Source organism: Paenibacillus filicis (assembly GCF_038070315.1).
Classification (GTDB): domain Bacteria; phylum Bacillota; class Bacilli; order Paenibacillales; family NBRC-103111; genus Paenibacillus_G; species Paenibacillus_G filicis.
On sequence record NZ_JBBPCC010000008.1, the window covers coordinates 18,356 to 37,546 of the forward strand.

General features: G+C 53.2%; 24 protein-coding genes and 1 tRNA gene. 20 read left to right on the plus strand and 5 right to left on the minus strand.

Features of this window, described 5'->3' with window-relative positions:
• Positions 1-122 precede the first annotated feature (122 nt).
• The 5 genes from noc to WMW72_RS13690 all read left to right on the plus strand — a co-directional run bounded on the left by noc (position 123) and on the right by WMW72_RS13690 (position 4,564).
• Positions 123-944 (plus strand): nucleoid occlusion protein, encoded by an 822-nt coding sequence (noc, locus tag WMW72_RS13670; RefSeq protein ID WP_341416045.1) that lies wholly within the window; start codon positions 123-125, stop codon positions 942-944.
• A 234-nt stretch (positions 945-1,178) separates the two neighbouring features.
• Positions 1,179-1,937, plus strand: a complete 759-nt coding sequence (locus WMW72_RS13675; protein ID WP_341416046.1) for a ParA family protein — start codon at positions 1,179-1,181, stop codon at positions 1,935-1,937.
• Complete coding sequence (locus tag WMW72_RS13680) at positions 1,934-2,803, plus strand: ParB/RepB/Spo0J family partition protein (RefSeq protein WP_341416047.1); 870 nt, start codon at positions 1,934-1,936, stop codon at positions 2,801-2,803. Before WMW72_RS13675 ends, WMW72_RS13680 begins: the two co-directional genes overlap by 4 nt.
• Positions 2,804-2,907: 104 nt before the next feature.
• A complete protein-coding gene (locus WMW72_RS13685) occupies positions 2,908-4,065 on the plus strand; it encodes an aminotransferase class V-fold PLP-dependent enzyme (protein ID WP_341416048.1) in 1,158 nt (385 codons plus the stop codon).
• A gap of 19 nt (positions 4,066-4,084) precedes the next feature.
• Positions 4,085-4,564 (plus strand): DUF4446 family protein, encoded by a 480-nt coding sequence (locus tag WMW72_RS13690; RefSeq protein WP_341416049.1) that lies wholly within the window; start codon positions 4,085-4,087, stop codon positions 4,562-4,564.
• On the opposite strand, the gene yyaC is transcribed toward WMW72_RS13690, so the two are convergent.
• Positions 4,539-5,171, minus strand: coding sequence for a spore protease YyaC (yyaC, locus tag WMW72_RS13695; RefSeq protein WP_341416050.1), 633 nt, complete (start codon positions 5,169-5,171; stop codon positions 4,539-4,541). The genes WMW72_RS13690 and yyaC overlap by 26 nt on opposite strands.
• Before the next feature lie 187 nt (positions 5,172-5,358).
• Here yyaC and WMW72_RS13700 point away from each other — a divergent pair, with 187 nt between their 5' ends.
• The 4 genes from WMW72_RS13700 (at position 5,359) to WMW72_RS13715 (ending at position 6,934) form a co-directional block, all read left to right on the plus strand.
• On the plus strand, positions 5,359-5,598 hold the full coding sequence (locus WMW72_RS13700; RefSeq protein ID WP_341416052.1) for a putative Se/S carrier protein: 240 nt from the start codon (positions 5,359-5,361) through the stop codon (positions 5,596-5,598).
• Positions 5,599-5,637: 39 nt separating this feature from the next.
• Positions 5,638-6,495 carry a mechanosensitive ion channel family protein gene (locus tag WMW72_RS13705; RefSeq protein WP_341416053.1) on the plus strand — a complete coding sequence of 286 codons (858 nt, stop codon included), beginning with the start codon at positions 5,638-5,640 and terminating at the stop codon, positions 6,493-6,495.
• 39 nt (positions 6,496-6,534) lie between these two features.
• Entirely contained in the window at positions 6,535-6,765 is a 231-nt protein-coding gene (locus WMW72_RS13710; protein WP_341416054.1) for a DUF951 domain-containing protein, read from the plus strand.
• Positions 6,766-6,843: 78 nt separating this feature from the next.
• Positions 6,844-6,934 (plus strand) — tRNA-Ser (locus tag WMW72_RS13715).
• Between the two features lie 808 nt (positions 6,935-7,742).
• On the opposite strand, the gene WMW72_RS13720 is transcribed toward WMW72_RS13715, so the two are convergent.
• Together WMW72_RS13720 and WMW72_RS13725 are read right to left on the minus strand one after the other, a co-directional pair.
• Positions 7,743-8,000, minus strand: a complete 258-nt coding sequence (locus tag WMW72_RS13720; RefSeq protein ID WP_341416055.1) for a hypothetical protein — start codon at positions 7,998-8,000, stop codon at positions 7,743-7,745.
• Positions 8,001-8,118: 118 nt separating this feature from the next.
• Positions 8,119-8,304 carry a YjzC family protein gene (locus WMW72_RS13725; RefSeq protein WP_341416056.1) on the minus strand — a complete coding sequence of 62 codons (186 nt, stop codon included), beginning with the start codon at positions 8,302-8,304 and terminating at the stop codon, positions 8,119-8,121.
• A gap of 212 nt (positions 8,305-8,516) precedes the next feature.
• Here WMW72_RS13725 and rpsF point away from each other — a divergent pair, with 212 nt between their 5' ends.
• From rpsF to rpsR, 3 genes are all read left to right on the plus strand, one after another.
• Positions 8,517-8,801 (plus strand): 30S ribosomal protein S6, encoded by a 285-nt coding sequence (gene rpsF / locus WMW72_RS13730; RefSeq protein WP_341416057.1) that lies wholly within the window; start codon positions 8,517-8,519, stop codon positions 8,799-8,801.
• A 66-nt stretch (positions 8,802-8,867) separates the two neighbouring features.
• Complete coding sequence (ssb, locus tag WMW72_RS13735; protein WP_341416058.1) at positions 8,868-9,395, plus strand: single-stranded DNA-binding protein; 528 nt, start codon at positions 8,868-8,870, stop codon at positions 9,393-9,395.
• A 43-nt stretch (positions 9,396-9,438) separates the two neighbouring features.
• Positions 9,439-9,729, plus strand: coding sequence for a 30S ribosomal protein S18 (gene rpsR / locus WMW72_RS13740; RefSeq protein ID WP_072334001.1), 291 nt, complete (start codon positions 9,439-9,441; stop codon positions 9,727-9,729).
• A gap of 74 nt (positions 9,730-9,803) precedes the next feature.
• Here rpsR and WMW72_RS13745 read toward each other — a convergent pair whose 3' ends face one another.
• Positions 9,804-10,409 carry a pentapeptide repeat-containing protein gene (locus tag WMW72_RS13745; RefSeq protein ID WP_341416059.1) on the minus strand — a complete coding sequence of 202 codons (606 nt, stop codon included), beginning with the start codon at positions 10,407-10,409 and terminating at the stop codon, positions 9,804-9,806.
• A gap of 170 nt (positions 10,410-10,579) precedes the next feature.
• Here WMW72_RS13745 and WMW72_RS13750 point away from each other — a divergent pair, with 170 nt between their 5' ends.
• From WMW72_RS13750 to WMW72_RS13785, 8 genes are all read left to right on the plus strand, one after another.
• The gene (locus WMW72_RS13750; protein ID WP_341416060.1) at positions 10,580-10,996 is read left to right on the plus strand and encodes a CBS domain-containing protein; all 417 of its coding nucleotides are present in this window, start codon (positions 10,580-10,582) and stop codon (positions 10,994-10,996) included.
• A 61-nt stretch (positions 10,997-11,057) separates the two neighbouring features.
• Positions 11,058-11,369 carry a MazG-like family protein gene (locus tag WMW72_RS13755; protein ID WP_341416061.1) on the plus strand — a complete coding sequence of 104 codons (312 nt, stop codon included), beginning with the start codon at positions 11,058-11,060 and terminating at the stop codon, positions 11,367-11,369.
• A 101-nt stretch (positions 11,370-11,470) separates the two neighbouring features.
• Complete coding sequence (locus tag WMW72_RS13760; RefSeq protein ID WP_423227547.1) at positions 11,471-12,307, plus strand: DUF2232 domain-containing protein; 837 nt, start codon at positions 11,471-11,473, stop codon at positions 12,305-12,307.
• A 48-nt stretch (positions 12,308-12,355) separates the two neighbouring features.
• Positions 12,356-14,317, plus strand: coding sequence for a DHH family phosphoesterase (locus tag WMW72_RS13765; RefSeq protein ID WP_341416062.1), 1,962 nt, complete (start codon positions 12,356-12,358; stop codon positions 14,315-14,317).
• A complete protein-coding gene (gene rplI / locus WMW72_RS13770; RefSeq protein ID WP_341416063.1) occupies positions 14,314-14,757 on the plus strand; it encodes a 50S ribosomal protein L9 in 444 nt (147 codons plus the stop codon). Before WMW72_RS13765 ends, rplI begins: the two co-directional genes overlap by 4 nt.
• Before the next feature lie 206 nt (positions 14,758-14,963).
• Complete coding sequence (dnaB, locus tag WMW72_RS13775) at positions 14,964-16,316, plus strand: replicative DNA helicase (RefSeq protein WP_341416064.1); 1,353 nt, start codon at positions 14,964-14,966, stop codon at positions 16,314-16,316.
• Positions 16,317-16,580: 264 nt separating this feature from the next.
• Positions 16,581-17,864, plus strand: a complete 1,284-nt coding sequence (locus WMW72_RS13780; RefSeq protein WP_341416065.1) for an adenylosuccinate synthase — start codon at positions 16,581-16,583, stop codon at positions 17,862-17,864.
• Positions 17,865-18,003: 139 nt separating this feature from the next.
• Positions 18,004-18,702, plus strand: coding sequence for a hypothetical protein (locus WMW72_RS13785; RefSeq protein WP_341416066.1), 699 nt, complete (start codon positions 18,004-18,006; stop codon positions 18,700-18,702).
• Positions 18,703-18,751: 49 nt separating this feature from the next.
• Here the strand turns inward: WMW72_RS13785 and WMW72_RS13790 are convergent, their stop codons facing one another.
• Positions 18,752-19,009 (minus strand): hypothetical protein, encoded by a 258-nt coding sequence (locus WMW72_RS13790; protein ID WP_341416067.1) that lies wholly within the window; start codon positions 19,007-19,009, stop codon positions 18,752-18,754.
• Positions 19,010-19,191 lie beyond the last annotated feature (182 nt).

Here is a 19,191-nt window from a genome sequence, read left to right on the forward strand (position 1 = left end):
GACGTGAATGTATGATGCAGATCTGGACAAATGGGTTCTCATTCAATAGCGGGTCAAGGGAATTTTCCATTTGTGAAAGCGGCTTGTTCTAACATGATGAAAAAGATCGGGTGGTTATCGTTATGAAGGAACAGATATCGAGATTATTCGGTTTTAACGAGAAGGTCTCAACGGATGAAGTGAAAAATATTCCGGTTGAGGAAATTGTAGCGAGTCCTTATCAGCCTCGGACGATTTTCGACGATGAGCGTATCGAAGAGTTATGTCAGACGATCAAGACTCATGGTGTCATTCAGCCGATCGTTGTAAGACTGCGCAATAATAAGTTTGAGCTGATCGCAGGCGAGCGCCGTTGGCGTGCGGTCAAGAAGCTGGGTCTGGAAACGATCCCGGCTATCATTCGTGAGTTCAACGATGCCCAAGCGGCTTCTATTGCCTTGATCGAAAATCTGCAGCGTGAGGGTCTAACGGCAATCGAGGAAGCTATCGCTTACCAGCAGCTTATCGATCTTCACAGCTTAACTCAGGAAAGTCTCGCTCAGCGGCTAGGCAAAAGCCAGTCAACGATTGCGAACAAAATCCGTCTGCTGCAATTGAGCGAGCCCGTGAAGCTTGCCTTGATGGAGCGGAAAATAACCGAGCGTCACGCCCGGGCGTTGTTATCCCTCGATCAGGAGGAACAGCAGGTTAAGCTGCTCGAGGAAGTTATAACGAAGGAACTGAATGTGAAGCAAACGGAAGTCAGGATCGCTTTCCTCAAGGAATCGGAGAAGGTGAAAAGCAACAAATCCAAGCGGGTTTCCTTTTCCAAGGATGTGCGGCTGGCGCTGAATACGATCCGGCAGTCTGTTGATATGGTTACCTCTTCCGGGCTACCTATCAATACCGAAGAAAATGATAGAGAAGATCACTATGAGATTGTAATTCGTATACCAAAACGATAAAATAGAGAATAGACTCGGTTTCCGGTCATTGGGGAGTGCGTCCACAGCTCTCTGATGATTTTTTTTTAAGAAAAACCAGCTATCAAGCAAGAATTCGGTTGAAAGGCGCTTCAGTTGCTTAATCAGTTGGGTCGTATTGAAAACCAGCGGAATTCTACGATCAGAGGCTTTTCTGCTACAAGTTCACGCTGCCTGCATGCTCGGCTATCCTAGTATTTATTTGAGGTGAATAGGTTGTCTAAAATTATCGCCATCACAAATCAAAAGGGTGGGGTTGGCAAAACAACGACATCTGTCAATTTGGGCGCTTCTCTGGCTTCTCTCGGAAAACGGGTGCTGCTTGTTGATATCGACCCGCAAGGCAACACAACCAGTGGGATTGGCGTCAATAAGGCGGATGTGGAATATTGCATTTATGATGTTCTGATCAATGATATTCATCCGAAGGATGCCATGGTTGATACGGCCATTCCGAATTTGAAAATTATCCCAGCTACCATTCAATTGGCTGGAGCTGAAATTGAGCTTGTGCCAACGATCTCCAGAGAGGTTCGGCTGAAGCGTTCGCTGCAGCTTATTAAGCAGCAATTTGATTACATTCTCATCGATTGTCCGCCGTCACTAGGGATTCTAACTGTCAATTCGTTGACAGCAGCCGATTCGGTCATCATCCCGATTCAATGTGAATATTATGCGCTGGAGGGTTTGAGCCAGCTTTTAAATACGGTCAGGCTAGTCCAGAAGCATCTGAACACGACGCTGCAAATTGAAGGCGTACTGCTGACGATGTTTGACGCGCGTACCAATCTGGGGATGCAGGTCATCGAAGAAGTGAAGAAGTATTTCCAACAAAAAGTGTACCAAACGATTATTCCAAGAAATGTAAGATTGAGCGAAGCTCCAAGTCATGGACAATCGATCATTACCTATGACCCACGATCCAAGGGTGCGGAAGTATACATGGAACTGGCGAAGGAAGTGATTGCAATTTGAGTAAGCGGGCGGGATCAGGTTTAGGAAAAGGATTGGGTGCACTATTGCCAGCGCTTGATATTAATGATGATGATAAAGTTATAGAAATTCCGTTGTCCCAGCTAAGGCCGAATCCGTATCAGCCGCGCAAGCATTTCAGTGATGAAACGATTCAGGAGCTGGCTGCTTCGATTAAAGAGCACGGCGTGATTCAACCTATCATCGTGCGCAGTGTGTTAAAGGGATTCGAGATCATAGCAGGGGAGCGGCGTTTCCGTGCTTCCCAAGCAAGTGGCCTGCAGACGATCCCAGCTGTGGTGAAGAAGTTTACCGATCAGCAGGTGATGGAAATCGCGTTGATCGAGAATGTTCAGCGTGAGGACTTGAACGCCATGGAAATTGCGGTTGCGTACCAGTCGCTCATCGATCAGTTTTCGCTCACGCAAGAGGTGCTGTCGACGAAGGTTGGCAAAAGCCGCTCGCATATTGCGAACTTCTTGCGCTTGCTGCAGCTCCCTGAAGAAGTGAAGGAATATGTTTCACGTGGAACACTGTCCATGGGACATGCGAAAGCGATCGTGGGCTTGAAGGACAAGAAGCTGATCAAAGCATTGGCCGATACGGCGATCAAGGAGCAGTGGAGTGTCCGTGAGCTGGAAGAGGAAGTGAAGAAGCTCGAGGAGAAGGGCGATACCAAGAAGGCGAAGCCCAAGCAGACGCGCAAGGATCCTTATATTAATGAAGTTGAGGAAAGCTTGCGTGAGGTGTACCGGACGACGGTGAAAATTAAACACAACAACAATAATAAAGGGAAGATCGAGCTGCTGTACTTCTCGAACGATGACCTGAACCGATTGTTGGAGCTCCTGCAAGGCAAAACCTCGTAGACTGATCACATAGCATACCAGGATCAGCCTGATAAGATCAGGGGGGTTCCAGGTATGCTATCTTTATGTGAAGCCGAAAGTCGGCAGATGGGGAGGGATCGAACATGACGATTTATTTGGATCACGCAGCATCATCCTGGCCTAAGCCTCCGGAAGTGGTGCGCGCGATGGTAGAGTGCATGGAGCAGTACGGTGCAAACCCGGGCCGTGGAAGTCATGAGATGGCTGTGAAAGCGAGCCGGACTTTATTCGAAGGACGCAAGCAGCTGGCCAGGCTGTTCAGTATCAAAAACCCGAATGATATCTCCTACGCATTGAATACGACGATGGCTCTCAACCTGGCAATAAAAGGATTTTTGAAAGAGGGAGACCATGTTATCTGCACGGCTGTCGAGCATAACTCGGTTCGCAGACCGCTTGAGTATCTCAAGCAGAACCGTCAGGTACAGGTGACTTATGTCAAAACAGATATCCGCGGTCATCTGCATATGGACGATGTGGTCGCCGCCATTCGCCCTACAACCCGTCTGATCGTGTGCAACCATAGCTCCAATCTGCTGGGTAGCATCCTGCCTGTAGAGGCATTGGGCGAGCTGTGCCGACAGCGAGGCATCAAGCTGCTGGTAGATGCGGCCCAGACCGCTGGAGCGGTCAAGATCGACGTCCAGGCGATGGGTATCGATATGCTGGCCTTCCCGGGGCATAAGGGGCTTCTAGGGCCCCAAGGAACGGGAGGTCTCTATGTGCATCCGGAGATTGAGCTGGAGCCGCTGCTTCATGGGGGAACGGGCAGCCAGTCCGAAGCGATCGACCAGCCCACCGTACGTCCGGACCGTTTCGAGTCCGGAACGCAAAATACACCAGGGATTGCAGGCCTGGTGGAAGGGGTCAAATGGGTTCATCAGCAAACGCCGGGGGCTATCTACGAGCATGAGTGGAAGCTGACGCAGCAGCTCATGCAGGGCCTAGTGGGAATCGAAGGAATACAAGTGCTGGGTCCCGAAATAGGGCAAGCTAAAACCGGTATCGTCTCGTTCACCCTGGCGGATTCGGACTCCTCTGAGATTGCCTTTATTCTGGATCAATCCTTCGGTATTGCGGTAAGAGCGGGTTATCACTGCACGCCGCTGGCGCATGAAACGGCCGGGACGATGGAACGCGGTGCTATCCGGGCGAGCGTAGGATGCTTTACAACCGAGCATGAAATCGAGCAGCTGATCGGGGCTGTTCGCGAGATATCCAAGCATATGAAGATGCAATAGCTATCATGGGGGCGTTAAGATGGATCTACCGATTGAAATCGTTATGTTGGCCGCGGCCGCTATTTTATTCATTTTTCTGATCTTTCTTATCGTACTGTCGGTCAAGCTGAAGAATGTCAAGAAGAGACATGCTGCTCTATTGAACGGAACAACAGGAATGAATATTGAAGAGGTCGTCATCCAGCTTCAGGAGCAATTCAATACGTTGAAGGCAAGGAGCGATCAAGCGGATCAGGGCATCCAGTTCATTCGCGAGGATATGACCCGCATGAAGTCCCGTGTCGGCGTTTACCGGTTTAATGCTTTTGCCGAAAGCGGTAGCGATCTGAGCTTTGCCGTGGCCCTTGTCGACGACGAAGGAACGGGAGTCGTACTCAGCGGCATACATAACCGGGAGCAGACTTATGTCTACGCCAAACCGCTGGAGAAGGGGCAGTCCAAATATACCCTGTCGCCGGAAGAGAAAGAAGCGGTCAATCGATCTTCACTAAAGGAATAGGGGACCATCTCCGCTTCATATGAACGGCAGAGTGGATGGCTTTGGCGATGGTCTCAGCCATAGACATGACCAGACTAAGCCGGGTGTTCTGCAGGACAAAGTATTCCATAAAGCCGCCGACGTTGACGATGCCGGTCACGTGCATATTGCCAACAGGCGGCAGCTCCTTGTTGACGCCTGCACCCGGCTTAACGGGACCCTCGCCTAGCTGGATGCAGCCGACGCTAGTCAACTGTCCGAGGCAGGCATCGATAGCCATGATATAGGGATTATTGTAGTGCTGGTAGATGGTCGTAAGCGTATCATTCAGATTCATCGCATGTACGGGATGATCTAGGGTTCCGTACAGATGAATACCATTCAGCTCCATACGTCCTAGCTGGGAACCCACGAGCGGTCCAAGCGAATCGCCGGTGGAGCGGTCAGTGCCCACACAAACGATGACAATCGGCTGCTGAGCCGGGACATGCTGGATGAAGGAAAATAAAGCTTCAGCTAAGAGCTCGGTACAGTTGGCCTCGGAATGCATGATTTTAAGCGTTTGTGAGGCGGGAGCGGCGGGCTCTTTGGCTTTGGTCGAGGTTTCTTTCGAAAAAGGAAGCTTCATGTCAATTCCCTCCTTGGGGGATGAGGATGGGTAAGGCTAGTAACATTTGGCGAAATAGAATAGTACTAGTATACGAATCATAGAAACGTTTTATACACGATCCGATCAAGAAACTGAAAGCTTGCAAAACTTTTTCAAAGAATGGTTCAGTCTCATAGCGATGGGTGAAGAGGAGGAAGCGGAACCTATGCTCTTAATGGCCTTCGATTCGACCCAGCAGGCACTGCGGGCTGAGATGCTGCTGGAGTATGCGGATATTGAGAATGATATGTGCCCGACTCCCAAGGAAATTACGGCGGGCTGCGCATTATCCCTGGAATTTCCGGATGAAGCTCTGGAGGAAGTGAGAGAGATCGTCAGGACGGAGAACGTGGAAATCCGCGGGATTTTTCACAAAAAGGACGGGAAGTATGTTACGATGGAATAACGGGAGGGGAGCCGTATGTACAGGACTCAGCTTCCGCTTTTGACGGAAGTCAAAACGATCAAGGAATGGGAGCAAAGCTGGTTCACGGTCAGACAGAAGTTTGTGGGATATATTACCGACCCGGAGATCTGGGTAGGACTCCTGCTCGTCGTACTGAAAATTGCTCTGATCTACATTGTCGCACGGTTGTTGACCAAGATTGCTCAACGCGCGGTAGAGCAGCTGATCATTACCCGGGATAAAAATCCGTTAAAGCTGGATACACGCCGGACTAAGACAATCGGCAAGCTGATGGGAAATATTCTAACCTATGTGGTCAACTTCATTATGATTCTGATGATTTTGGGCCAGTTCAATATCAACTTGGGACCTTTGCTGGCTGGAGCTGGCGTAGTCGGACTGGCAATCGGCTTCGGAGCCCAGAGCTTGGTGAAAGATGTGATCACAGGGTTCTTTATCATATTTGAGGATCAATTCGCTGTGGGCGATGTCGTCCAGATCGGAACATTCAAAGGAACTGTGGAAGAGATCGGACTGCGGATTACCCGGGTGAGAAGCTGGACCGGAGAAATTTATATCATTCCGAACGGGACCATTACGCAAGTTACAAATTTTTCCATACATAATTCCTTAGCTGTTATTGATGTTCCTGTCAGCCGCGAATCCGATGTGGAGAAGGTCCGCAAGCTGCTGGAAGATACGATTAAAAAAGGATATGAAGAAAACAGCGATTTGGTGAAAGAACCGCAGGTGCTGGGGGTTCAGACGGTCGGAGGCTCCGAGATTACACTAAGGGTAACGGCGGAATGCAAGCCGAATACCTCAAGCAGCGTAACCCGTAAGCTCAATGACAAAATCCGTAAAGTGCTGCAGGAGCAGCAGATCGATATGCCTTAGCGTTTCCTGGCAGGTCAGGTAAGGAGGGAGCGGAAGCCGGTGGAGAGAAAACAGTATCAACTTGGTGATGTCGTACAGATGAAGAAGCCTCATCCTTGTGGCACCAATGAGATGGAGATTATCCGCATGGGCATGGATATTCGGATCAAGTGCGTCGGCTGCAAGCACAGCGTGCTGGTGCCCCGTGCCAAGTTCGAGAGCAAGCTGAAGAAGGTGCTCCGCTCGAATGCAGGAGCCGATTCGGAGGAAACGGGAACGGCTGAGAGTTAAGAAAAAGAAAACATGTATTCCCTCTTGCCAATCCCAGGGGATTTGTGTTAATATACTACTTGTCCCTTTTGGAAATGCGGAAAGGTACCCAAGAGGCCCAAGGGGGCTGACTCGAAATCAGCTAGGCGGCTCGCGCCGTGCGTGGGTTCGAATCCCACTCTTTCCGCCACTTATGAATACTACGCCAGTCATGGCGAAAACCGATCTCTTACGCGATATTGCGTAAGAGATTTTTTGTGTTGGTGTCGTTTATGCCCCTCTTAAGGGCAGTGCATGGGGCTCTGAAGGGCTGCGGTAGGGGCAAGGGTACGGGTCGTCAGGACAAAGGAGACCCAGTGGAAGGCCATAGCAGGCAGCATCACTTGCTGAGGCTCTAGAAGCCACTGCAGGGCTGTATACAAGCCTACTAGATGTCTAGTGGTGTAGAGGCCTTGAAAGGCTTAGACGAGTGTTTAGGTGGTCTCATGTCGGAGCGCAAGGTTCTGTGTGAGAAGAAATAGAATTGTGGGGAATCCAAGGGGAGGGAGAATCGGTCTGCCGATTGGATTTCTCCGGGGTTCGACTGGTTGAAAAAGGGTTCTGCAGCTGTGGATAAGTTGAAAGGGCGCTGCATCGATGAGCTTGTGGATAAGCAGAGTCTGATTCAAATCAAGTTATGAACATGTGGATATAGCATTCGCTTGAGTTGTGCATTTCGTTATCAACAGGTGTGTAAAACTGCCAGGCGAGCTGAACTATCCACGGGTAAGAAGAAAAGAGGGAGACGGTGCGACCCCTATCACTTAGAGAGCAGCAACTGGAGCTATAGAGGAAAGTAAGCCATCCTCGTTCATTCATCTTGCAGCTGAAACAGCTCCGGGGTGCCTTGCATGCCAATAGCCCCCGGAGAATGACCGCCAGATCGGCTGTCACTGCGGGAGCTGTATCATCCGGGGGAGTATAGGGACTGCTGGACAAGGAGCAGCGGACAGCATCGCTTATCTCGATGAGCTGCGGCTGCGGCGGTATACCGAGAACCGGTCCACGACGTAGCCGATCACCGTCCAGGATAAGGTAGTGAGCACGTACAGCAGCAGCGGGTTTACATTCGTATACGTAAAGATCGGGTAGAACCAAGCCGGTACACTGAGCGCGTAGAATACCATATAGATGGGATCGTATTCATGGCCAACATAATGAATCAGACACAGGGCTGCTCCGATCGCAGTAAACAGGGCCGTACATTTATAATTCATCAGGTGAACAGTCTCCTTTATAATTAGGTTAGGGGATGAACTGCCTTGAACTACCTCTTACTTCGCACTAGGGAGTTCCCCGTCCGCCTGTCGGTGCGTAGGCTGACGGGGAAAAGCCTTAGCCGCGGAACATGCGCTTCCACTTCCGGTTGTGATTGCTCGTATCCGGGAATGTGTCCCCCTTCTTGAGCTTCACGATTTGGGGGTTATTAATCCCCATATGGAACGCCGCTTCGCCGACTTCCATATATTCGCCGTCATTCGGCGCTTTGTCGCCGGGACGGAACTGGCTCCATTCACCCATCACAGGTCACCTCCTGCTCGCAGATGTACCTATAGAGTGACCGATAGCGGGCACAGCCATGTAGGTGAATAACTGGTAACAATTCAACTTGATTTGGCAGGCGCAATCTGGTATAGTATTCAGGTGCGAGTTTTGACAAGTTTTTCAATCTCGCTCCTTGTTCCTGACGGTACAAGCCGGTCAGGGGCCATAGTCCAAAGGGAGGTGACAACATGCGCAAATATGAAGTGATGTACATCATCCGTCCTGATATCGAGCAAGAAGCGGTGCAGGCTACGGTAGAGAAGTTCCAAGGCATCATCAACAACGGTGGCGAAATTACCAAGCACGATGTTCTGGGTAAGCGCCGTCTTGCGTATGAGATCAACAAGTTCCGTGACGGTCATTATGTGTTGGTGCAATTCAACGCTAATAATGAAGTTATTACTGAGCTTGACCGTGTGATGAAGATTTCCGACGAAATCATTCGTTACCTGATCACGAAAGACGTAGCTTAATCAAACAGCGGTAATTGAGCAGACTGCAGGCAGTGATGCCAGCAGTGAATCCGGGAGGGAATGCGGATGTTGAATCGTGTGATTCTGATCGGAAGACTGACACGCGACCCTGAGCTGCGCTATACGCCTGCAGGAGTGGCTGTAACCCAGTTCACCCTCGCAGTAGACCGTCCTTTCTCTAATCAAGGCGGGCAGCGGGAAGCGGACTTCATCCCGGTCGTCACTTGGCGCCAACTGGCGGAGACTTGCGCGAATTATCTTCGCAAAGGTCGTCTGGCTGCTGTAGAAGGACGCATTCAAGTGCGTAACTATGACAACAATGAGGGCAAGCGCGTATACGTGACTGAGATCATTGCTGACAATGTGCGTTTTCTGGAATCGGCTAACAGCGGCAACCGTGAAGAAGGCGGTGCACCAAGTGGAGGCGGCGGTAATTACGGCGGCGGCAACAACAGCGGCAGTAATTATGGCGGTGGAAGCGGCGGAGGCAATGGCAACCGTGGCGGCTACGGCGGTGGACGCGATAACAATCAAGATCCGTTCCAGGACGACGGGCGACCGATCGATATTTCCGATGATGATCTGCCGTTCTAAGGAACGGTATGGAATGAATCTAACGTAGAAAGGATGGAGAACAATGGCATTTGAGAAAAGAGAACGTTCCGAAGACCGTGGCGAACGCGGCGAAAGAAAGTTCAGCGGACGTGGCAAAAAAGGCGGCAAGCGCCGTAAAGTTTGTTACTTCACTGTAAATAAAATCAAGCACATTGATTATAAAGACATCGAAACGTTGAAGAAGTTCATCAGCGAGCGCGGCAAGATTCTTCCGCGCCGTGTAACAGGAACTTCCGCTAAGTACCAACGCGCTCTGACGATCGCTATCAAGCGCTCCCGTCAAATCGCTTTGCTGCCTTACACAACGGAATAGGTCACAAAAAAGAAACAGGTCCGGGTTATCCCGCGAGCCTGTTTCTTTTTTTGTTGTCTGGTTGGCGGAGCGTTTCAGTTGACCTTGGCTCCGTAGGAGCGGGCCAGGGCAACGGCCTGTGCCGTATCCAGCCTTACACCCTTCAAGTCGAAGCTCTTGAAGTCCACCCCGTCCATTACAGCTCCCCGCAGATCCGCGCCCTGCAGACGGACCTTGGCCAGATGCGCCCGCGTCAGGTCAGCATCGCGCAGGTCGGCCTTGTCGAGCACGGCCTCGTACAGATCCGCCTCGGTGAAGCGGACGCCGCGCAGCGACTGCTTGGACCATGAGACCTGCCGCAAGTTCGTATACGACCAGTCGCCCCCGGCTAACGTAATGCCATCCATCGACGCCTCGGAGAAATCCGAGCCGACCATCTTGCATTCCTCGAATTTGGCTACGAAAAAATTAGCCCCGCGAAAGCGGCAGTTGGTGAAGGCCGAGCCTACATGCCAGGAGGCATTCAGGGCTGTGCCTGTAAAGTCGCATTCCTCGAAACGGCAGCCTGATGTCAGCAGCTCTTCCATGAAGGCGCTGCCGAAGCGGCACCGTAAGAACGTGGCGCCTCGCCACTCCTCCTCCTTGAATTGCCCGTGGCTGAAGTCCTTCTCCGTGTAGGTTTCATCATTGCGAATTAGCATGCCAGATCATCTCCCGCTCTCTCTCTGTATTCATTGTAAGGCCCCAGTAGTGGCGTTGGCAAACCCATCTCCAGAGTTTTTCAATAAGGGCAGGAACATGATATGATGGGGGAGCAGGAAGTTTTCGGCTTGTTCGGCTTGTTTGTATATAGAGAAAGGTTGGGAGTTTCTTGAACATCGCATTTTTTCTAGTTCCTAAGGATCAGGTGATTTATTTATCCCCTCATTCCACCATTAGACAGGCGCTGGAACGCATGGAGTACCACCGTTATTCGGCCGTTCCGCTGATCGACGATCACGGCAAGTACGCCGGAACGATCACTGAGGGCGACCTGCTCTGGAAGCTCAAGCGCTCCCCGGATATCGGCTTCGAGCATGCCCATAAGGTGCAGCTGAAGGACGTTCCCCAGCACATGGCCATCAAGCCGGTCCGGATTGACCAGCAGATGCAGGATCTGATTACGCTGGCTACTCGGCAGAACTATGTACCTGTGATCGACGACAGCGAGGTATTCATTGGCATCATCCGGCGCAGCGACATCATCGATTATTGCTTCAAGCTCTGGGAGTCCGAACAAAAGGCATAAGAATTGTGGTATACTGTTTGTTAAAGCGTCTTAAAGTGCCCGACGTAAGGAGAGAAGCGGCATGTCATTTATGGATAAGGATGTCGACTTGGCCAAGCGGGCCAAAATCATCGAATGGCTGAAGACGGAACTGGTCGACCAACTGGCACATCTGCTCAAGGGCATATGGGAAGGAAGCCATCATAAAATGATGGATGGGCTGGCCAGTCTGGTAGCTTGCTGCTATATCCTGGGCCGACGGCTGGGCATCTCGCTGAGCAGTTTGGATGACGCGGTGCTGGAGAAGATGCGGAAGCAGCGCGAGGACGGTCACCAGCTCGAAGAATGGTATGGAGATATATCCGCATTAGAAGATCACTTGCGTAAGAGGTGAAGGGCTTGCAAGAAACGCAGAAGCCGCGAATGCTCGTTTGGAGCATAGTTTACATTGTAACATTATTATCGCTTTTCCTGCCCCCAGTGATGCTGCTCACCATGTTTTTCTTATTGGTGCCGGTGCTGGTCATGTATGTGCGCCTTGGGACCAAAGCATTCTTGATTCATTACTTGGCCTGCCTGGCCATCGTATATGTACTCGTCTCGGCGCTGCTCGCAGGCTGGGTGGGGGCGCTGCTCGTGGCCATCTCGCTGTTCCTGTTGCCTCCTGTATTCCAGATGGGCAATCTGTATAAGAAAAGAGCCCCGGCACGTAACGTTATGACCGCCGGAGCCGTCACGCTCCTCTTGGAGCTGCTCGTGAGCCTGGTGGTCGCACAATTGTTCGGCTTGAATCCGATCAGCAAGTTCAAGTCGATGATCATCGAGTCCTTCAATATGTACTCGCCGCAAATGCGCAGCCTGATCGGCATCGATATCGACACGGTCGTTCAGCTGTCGGTTCAGATGCTGCCGCTGTACATGATCGTGTTCTCGATCCTGTATGCGGCGATCTCGCATACGCTGGCCAGAAGGTTCCTGGTGCGGGCGGGCGAATCGATCCCGTCCTTCCGTCAGGTGAAGGATTGGATGCTGCCGAAATCTTTTATCTGGATCTACGTGATTGCGCTGGTGCTGGAGATGTTCGCTAAGGATACCAAGTCCACGGTGTTCACGCTTGTGCTGAACCTGCTGCCGCTGCTAAGCACGGCCTTCGCGATCCAGGCGATCTCATTTCTGTTTTTCGTCGCTCATGCCAAGGGTTGGAACAAGACGCTGCCTATTATCGGTATCGTGCTCTTGATCGTCTTCCCGCCGGCCTTCTTCCTTCTGAGCCTGCTGGGGGTATTCGATGTGGCATTTCCTGTCCGCGAACGCATCAAGACCAAGGGATAGATCCATGATCCTGAACCTGCGCGAGTCTGCAAGATTGGAGCGAATGAAATGCCGAAGTTCTTGTTGAAGCGATGGCGCGGCTTGCATATGTATGGGCTGTTCGGCCTGCTGTTCGTACTGATTGTCACCTTGTCGGTCTTCGAATGGCGGCTTGGTATCGTTGCCCTGATCCTGTCCGGCGTGTTGCTTCTGCTCATGTACAGGGCCGAGCAGACGTTCCGTCAGGGCTTGACTGACTACCTAAGTACGCTGACGCTCCGCGTGAAGAAGGCGGGGAGCGACGCGATGCATGATCTGCCGCTTGGGATCGTGCTGTATAACGAGGAGAAAGCCATCGAATGGCATAATCCGTTCGTCGCCCGCATGTTCGGCAAAGACTCGCTGATCGGCGAATCGCTGCTGGAGCAATTCCCCGGCCTCAAGAACCGCAAGGAAAAGGAGCTTCGCGTAGAGATTACGCATGACGGCCATATCTACGAGGTTCAGCTCAAGCCGGAGGAGCGGCTGCTCTACATCTCCGATATGACGGATCTGAGGACGCTACAGGCGCAAGCCAGTGAAGAGCAGATTGCGATGGGGATCGTCATGATGGATAATCTCGACGAAGCGACTCAGGGGATGGACGATCAGACCCGCAGCATCATGATGGCCAAGGTGACCGGAGAGATTACGGAATGGGCGCAGAAGCATAACTTGTACTTGCGGCGCACCGCATCGGACCGCTATTTCCTGGTCATGAATCACAAGAGCCTGAAGCTGCTGGAGCAGTCGCGGTTCGAAATCCTCGACGAGGTCCGGGATATTACGATTGAGAACAAGCTGCCGATGACGCTTAGTATCGGGATAGCCTCGGGAACGGCATCGCTGCCGGAGCTCGGACACTGGGCACAGACGAGCTTGGATATGGCGCTGGGACGCGGCGGCGACCAGGCGGCCGTGAAGATGGGCGAGCGGCTGTCCTTCTACGGAGGACGCTCGAACGCGATCGAGAAGCGGACGCGGGTCCGGGCAAGGGTCATCTCTCACGCGCTGCGCGACCTGATCCGCGACAGCGACAATGTGCTGATCATGGGTCATAAGCTGCCGGATATGGATTCGGTAGGTGCGGCGATCGGTGTGCTCAAGATGACGCATGTCAGCAACAAGGAAGGCTATATCGTCATCGAGGGCATCAACCCGGCGATCCAGAAGCTGATGGAGGCCATCCATGAGGACGAGCGCCTGAACCGGTGGTTTATAACGCCGGAGCAGGCCCTGCAGATTACGACATCGCGGTCGCTCGTCGTGGTCGTCGATACGCACCGGGCTCCGATGACGAGCGAACCGAAGCTGCTGCAGCTGACCCAGCGCAGGGTCGTGATCGACCATCACCGGCGCAGCGAGGACTTTATCCATGACGCTACGCTTGTCTATATGGAGCCTTACGCTTCCTCGACCTGCGAGCTGGTTACGGAATTGCTGCCTTACTTTAACGACCGGATGACGATGGGTGTACTGGAGGCGACGACGCTGCTGGCCGGGATTGTGGTCGACACGCGGAGCTTCAGCCTGCGGACCGGAGCACGGACTTTCGAGGCCGCCTCGTATCTGCGGCGCAACGGAGCCGATTCGTCTCTGATCCAGCGGCTGCTCAAGGAAGATTTGGATCAATATATCAAGAAATCCGAGATTATCAAGAACGCCGTTGTCATCTTCGATCATGTTGCCCTGGCCGTGTCGGAGCCAGGACGTAAATACTCCCAGTTGAACATTGCGCAGGTAGCTGATACATTGTTAACGATGACTGGGATCATGGCTTCATTCGTCATTAGCGAGCGTCCGGACGGACTCATCGGGATTAGCGCTCGGTCGCTTGGACAGATGAATGTGCAGGTCGTGATGGAACGGATGGGCGGCGGCGGTCACTTGACCAATGCGGCCACACAGCTGGAGGGCACGGTAGCAGAAGCTACGCAGCGCCTGAAGCAAATATTGAATCAGATTCATGCTGAGGAGGGGCTTTTCGAATGAAGGTTATTTTCTTGAAGGATGTCAAGGGGCAAGGTAAGAAGGGTGAGGTTAAAGAAGTATCCGAAGGGTATGCAACGAACTTCCTGTTCAAGCAGAAGCTCGCTTCCCCGGCTAACGATTCGGCGGTTAAGGCGCTAGATAATCAGAAGAAAGCCGAAGACCGCAAGAAGGCTCAGGAGAAAGCGGACGCCGAAGACCTCGGACGCCGTGTATCGGAGCTGACAGTCCAACTGAAGGCGAAGTCGGGAACGGACGGACGATTGTTCGGCGCCGTGTCTAATAAGCAGGTCGCCGAGGGTCTGGAGAAGCTGGGGATCAAGGTCGACAAGCGCAAGATTGTGATGGACGACGCGATCCGTACGCTGGGCGTAACGGAAGTGGTCGTGAAGCTGCATCCGGAAGTTACCGCCAAGCTGAAGGTACAGGTAACGGAGGAGTAAGCCGTCTGCCGCGGATGTCCGCCTGATGAGGCGGACCGGCAATGGGCAGAGCTTGTCGATGGAAGAGACGGGAGCCGGTGCGGGATGTGCCGGTTCTTTGTCGTTAAGTGGCGGACGGGAAGAGGAACGGCGGCCTGACAGCCGTCCGCCGGCCCTCACAGACGGTTGTAGTCAGGAGAGCAAGGAACCGGGGGGAACGAACTCAAATGAACGAGAATTTGTTTATGGATCGCGTACCGCCACAGAATCTGGAGGCGGAGCAGGCGGTGCTCGGGGCGATATTGTTGGACGGAGACGCACTCGTTACGGCGATGGAGCGGATCACGGATGAGGATTTCTATCGCGGGGCCCACAAGCATATCTTCGAAGCGATGATCGAGATCGCCGAGGCCAATGAACCGGTCGATCTGATCACGCTGACCGCAAGACTGCAGAACAAGCAGCAGCTGGAGGAGATCGGCGGCATCACCTATTTATCCGAGCTGGCCAACGCCGTGCCTACCGCCGCCAATGTCGATTACTACGCGCAGATCGTCGAGGAGAAGTCGATGCTGCGGCGGCTTATCCGAGCAGCAACCCAGATCGTCTCGAACGGTTATGCCGGCGAGGATGAGGTCGGTACGCTGCTGAGCGATGCCGAAGCCCGCATCATGGAAATCTCCCAGGCGCGTTCTGGAGCCGGCTTCATCGCGATCCGCGACGTGCTGATGGAAGTGTTCGAGAAGGTCGAGATGCTCTTCAACCAGAAGGGCAGCACGACCGGAATCAAGTCCGGATTCTCGGATCTGGACAAGATGACCTCCGGCTTCCAGCGGTCCGATCTGATCATCGTGGCGGCACGTCCTTCCGTCGGGAAGACGGCGTTCGCACTGAATATCGCGCAGAACATCGGTGTGCGCGAGAAGGAAACCGTCGCGATCTTCTCGCTTGAGATGGGCGCGGCCCAGCTCGTACAGCGGATGATCTGTGCCGAGGCCAATGTCGATGCGGGCCGGATGCGTACGGGCTTCCTGGAGCCGGACGACTGGGAGAAGCTGACGATGGCGATCGGTTCCTTGTCTGAGGCCAATATCTATATCGACGATTCGCCTTCGGTGACGGTAGCCGATATCCGCGCCAAATGCCGGAGGCTCAAGAAGGAGAGAGGGCTCGGCATGATCCTGATCGATTATCTTCAGCTCATTCACGGGCGGGGCAAGGGCGATAACCGGCAGCAGGAGGTATCGGAAATCTCCCGTACGCTCAAGCAGATCGCCCGTGAGCTGGACGTGCCGGTCATCGCGCTCTCGCAGCTCAGCCGGGGTGTCGAGCAGCGGCAGGACAAGCGTCCGATGATGTCCGATCTTCGGGAATCCGGTTCGATCGAGCAGGATGCCGATATCGTAGCGTTCCTGTACCGGGACGATTACTATGATAAGGAATCGGAGAAGAAGAACATCATCGAGATCATCATCGCCAAGCAGCGGAACGGTCCGGTCGGCACCGTCGAGCTGGCATTCCTGAAGAACTTCAACAAGTTCGTCGGGCTCGACCGGACGCATCAGGAACCGGCGAGCTAGTCATAGATGGAGTGCAGCCTTAGTCCTCCCATGGGACTAAGGCTGTTTGTGCCGCAAGAGCAATATGCGGACCCGGATGTAGCGGAACTCCTTAATGTCAGAAGAATTGGCATGAGATGAACATTTTCCGAACATTGCTGAATAGGCTCGGACGATTGTTCGTTTTTATTGACTTTGCCCCCTGCTACTGCTACACTAGTCATGGTGTCATGCGCCTATAGGGCAGATCAATGGGTGGTTTCCACCTCGCGGGGGTAGTGCAAAATGTCAACGGTAGTAGTTGTCGGAACCCAATGGGGAGACGAAGGAAAAGGGAAGATTACCGATTTCCTGGCGGAGTCCGCAGATGTGGTAGCACGTTATCAAGGCGGTAACAATGCCGGGCATACGATTATTATTAACGACAAAAAATATAAGCTGACGATGGTTCCGTCAGGTATTTTTTATCATGACAAGATTTGCGTCATCGGCAACGGAATGGTTATTAATCCGGGTGCGTTGCTCGAAGAAATTCAATATATTCACGAAAACGGCTTTACCACCGATAACCTGAAAATCAGCGACCGTGCGCATGTGATCATGCCGTACCATCTGCTGCTGGACGGACTCGAGGAAGAGCGCAAGGGCGATAACAAGATCGGGACGACCCGCAAGGGGATTGGCCCGTGCTATATGGATAAAGCGGCACGCAACGGCATCCGGATCGCGGATCTGCTGGATGCGGAGGAATTTGAGCGCAAGGTGCGCCATCTCGTCGCCGAGAAGAATGTACTGATCGAGCAGGTATACGGCTCTAAGGGGCTGGATGCCGACTCGATTATTCAGGAATACCTCGGGTATGCGGAGCGTCTCCGCAAGTATGTCACCGATACGTCGGTCGTGCTCAACGATCAGATCGACGATGGCAAGAAGGTGCTGTTCGAGGGTGCGCAGGGCGTTATGCTGGATATCGACCAAGGTACGTATCCGTTCGTAACCTCCTCCAATCCGTCGGCCGGCGGCGTGTGCATCGGCTCGGGCGTAGGCCCGACAAAGATTCACCAGATCATCGGCGTAGCCAAGTCTTACACGACTCGTGTAGGCGACGGTCCGTTCCCTACGGAGCAGATCAATGAGACGGGCGATTGGATCCGCGAGCGCGGGCATGAGTATGGTACGGTCACGGGCCGTCCGCGTCGCGTCGGCTGGTTCGATAGCGTCGTGGTCCGCCATGCGCGCCGTGTCAGCGGCATCACGGGATTATCCTTGAACTCACTGGATGTATTGGCAGGGCTGGAGACGGTCAAGATCTGTACGTCCTACAAATACCGCGGCGAGATCATCGAGCATTACCCGGCTAGCCTCAAGATGCTGGCGGAATGCGAAGCGATCTATGAAGAGCTGCCGGGCTGGAGCGAGGACCTGACGAGCGTACGCAGCCTGGATGACCTGCCTGCGAATGCACGCCGCTATATCGAGCGCGTATCCGAGCTGACCGGTATCCCGATCGCGATCTTCTCGGTCGGCCGCAACCGTGAGCAAACGAATATCGTGAAGCCGATCTACTAATACTTTCTTTCTCATAAGATGGAGCGGGCCTTCGGGCGCCGTTCCTTTTTTCTTGTCTGCTCATCGGTTGGTTTCCCAGAAAAAGGTCAATACTAGGGAGGAGAAACTCGCGATAGGCAGGAAGAGGAGTTGAACAGTAGTGAGAGGATTGAAGTGGCTGGCGAAGCTTGCCATCAGCGCGGTGGTGACCGCGAGCTGTTGTGTGGCGTTTACATTCATGACTGTGAATACCTATGTGGATATGATTCTGGAGCAGTTCCATATCGAGCGTCCGGCTTCGGCCAAAATCGAATGGGCCCCCTTCCTAAGCCGCTTCGCAGACAGCTTGGTTCCGCCGGCGGGAATAGCCCCCGCTGCGTCCGGTGGCGCGGCAGGCTTGTCCGGCTCGGAGACGGGGAAGGATCGGGCGGTTGCGGCAAGCGGAACGCCCCAGTCGACCGAGACTGGATCGGGCAAGAGTAAGAACGACCCGGCCGATAGGCCTCAGACGGGGCAGACGGACCCGTACCGGGTACCGGAGGATGCGGTCGCGGTATGGAGCCGTCAGCCTTCGCAGAACGCGACACCGAATACGCCGTCTCCAAGCGATGAGGACAGGCGGGTCGTCGTATCGAGCGAGGACTTTACCAAGAAGAAGGAGCAGCTCTCCGAGCAGGCCAAGGGGAAGATCTTCTCCATGCTCGTATCACGAGTGCCGCAGGAGGACATGCAGAAGCTCTCACTGCTGATGGAAGACGGATTGACCGCCTCTGAGATGAAGGAAGCCGAGGAGATTCTGCAGAAGCATCTGAAGCCCGAGGAGTACCGCGATTTGCTCGCGATACTGGGAACGCCCTGAATGCGTCAACCGGCGCTTCAGGGCGTTCGTTTGTTTCCGGGCAGCATTCTCACAGCCATCCGCCGTAGCGGGAGATGGTATCCTCAGCCTGCCGGAGCCTTGAGGATTCGACGACGATCTGCAGCATATGAACCTCCGGGGCGGTCCCGGCAGCAGAAGCCTGCAGCGCGGCCGTCATGTCTGCGTCGCTATCCCCCGTCACCTCGGCTGCATCGCCTTTGACATTGACTGCCCCCTGCTCGCGGAGAGCCTGGGCAGCGTGCTCCAGATCCCGCTGATTGTCAAAATAGACCGTTAAGCTTTCCATTGCTTCCCTTCACACTCCTGCCACGTTTTTTTCTCATAGTGTGGTATAATATACAATTTTGTTGAAATAGGTAGAGACGATGTGGTAAATTTATTAAGACTACTTTAGATTCATGGTTATTGTCCCATTTTTAGGTCTTTTTATGTGCAGGTCGTACAGAACCCCCCCAGTTGCAGCCGATG

Bases quoted from the DNA above. Each gene is read 5' to 3' on its own strand.
- noc (WP_341416045.1), top strand. From the start codon at position 123: ATGAAGGAACAGATATCGAGATTATTCGGTTTTAACGAGAAGGTCTCA.
- WMW72_RS13685 (WP_341416048.1), top strand. From the start codon at position 2,908: ATGACGATTTATTTGGATCACGCAGCATCATCCTGGCCTAAGCCTCCG.
- WMW72_RS13690 (WP_341416049.1), top strand. From the start codon at position 4,085: ATGGATCTACCGATTGAAATCGTTATGTTGGCCGCGGCCGCTATTTTA.
- yyaC (WP_341416050.1), bottom strand. From the start codon at position 5,171: ATGAAGCTTCCTTTTTCGAAAGAAACCTCGACCAAAGCCAAAGAGCCC.
- WMW72_RS13700 (WP_341416052.1), top strand. From the start codon at position 5,359: ATGCTCTTAATGGCCTTCGATTCGACCCAGCAGGCACTGCGGGCTGAG.
- WMW72_RS13720 (WP_341416055.1), bottom strand. From the start codon at position 8,000: ATGAATTATAAATGTACGGCCCTGTTTACTGCGATCGGAGCAGCCCTG.
- WMW72_RS13725 (WP_341416056.1), bottom strand. From the start codon at position 8,304: ATGGGTGAATGGAGCCAGTTCCGTCCCGGCGACAAAGCGCCGAATGAC.
- rpsF (WP_341416057.1), top strand. From the start codon at position 8,517: ATGCGCAAATATGAAGTGATGTACATCATCCGTCCTGATATCGAGCAA.
- ssb (WP_341416058.1), top strand. From the start codon at position 8,868: ATGTTGAATCGTGTGATTCTGATCGGAAGACTGACACGCGACCCTGAG.
- rpsR (WP_072334001.1), top strand. From the start codon at position 9,439: ATGGCATTTGAGAAAAGAGAACGTTCCGAAGACCGTGGCGAACGCGGC.
- WMW72_RS13745 (WP_341416059.1), bottom strand. From the start codon at position 10,409: ATGCTAATTCGCAATGATGAAACCTACACGGAGAAGGACTTCAGCCAC.
- WMW72_RS13755 (WP_341416061.1), top strand. From the start codon at position 11,058: ATGTCATTTATGGATAAGGATGTCGACTTGGCCAAGCGGGCCAAAATC.
- WMW72_RS13760 (WP_423227547.1), top strand. From the start codon at position 11,471: ATGTTTTTCTTATTGGTGCCGGTGCTGGTCATGTATGTGCGCCTTGGG.
- WMW72_RS13765 (WP_341416062.1), top strand. From the start codon at position 12,356: ATGCCGAAGTTCTTGTTGAAGCGATGGCGCGGCTTGCATATGTATGGG.
- rplI (WP_341416063.1), top strand. From the start codon at position 14,314: ATGAAGGTTATTTTCTTGAAGGATGTCAAGGGGCAAGGTAAGAAGGGT.
- dnaB (WP_341416064.1), top strand. From the start codon at position 14,964: ATGAACGAGAATTTGTTTATGGATCGCGTACCGCCACAGAATCTGGAG.
- WMW72_RS13780 (WP_341416065.1), top strand. From the start codon at position 16,581: ATGTCAACGGTAGTAGTTGTCGGAACCCAATGGGGAGACGAAGGAAAA.
- WMW72_RS13790 (WP_341416067.1), bottom strand. From the start codon at position 19,009: ATGGAAAGCTTAACGGTCTATTTTGACAATCAGCGGGATCTGGAGCAC.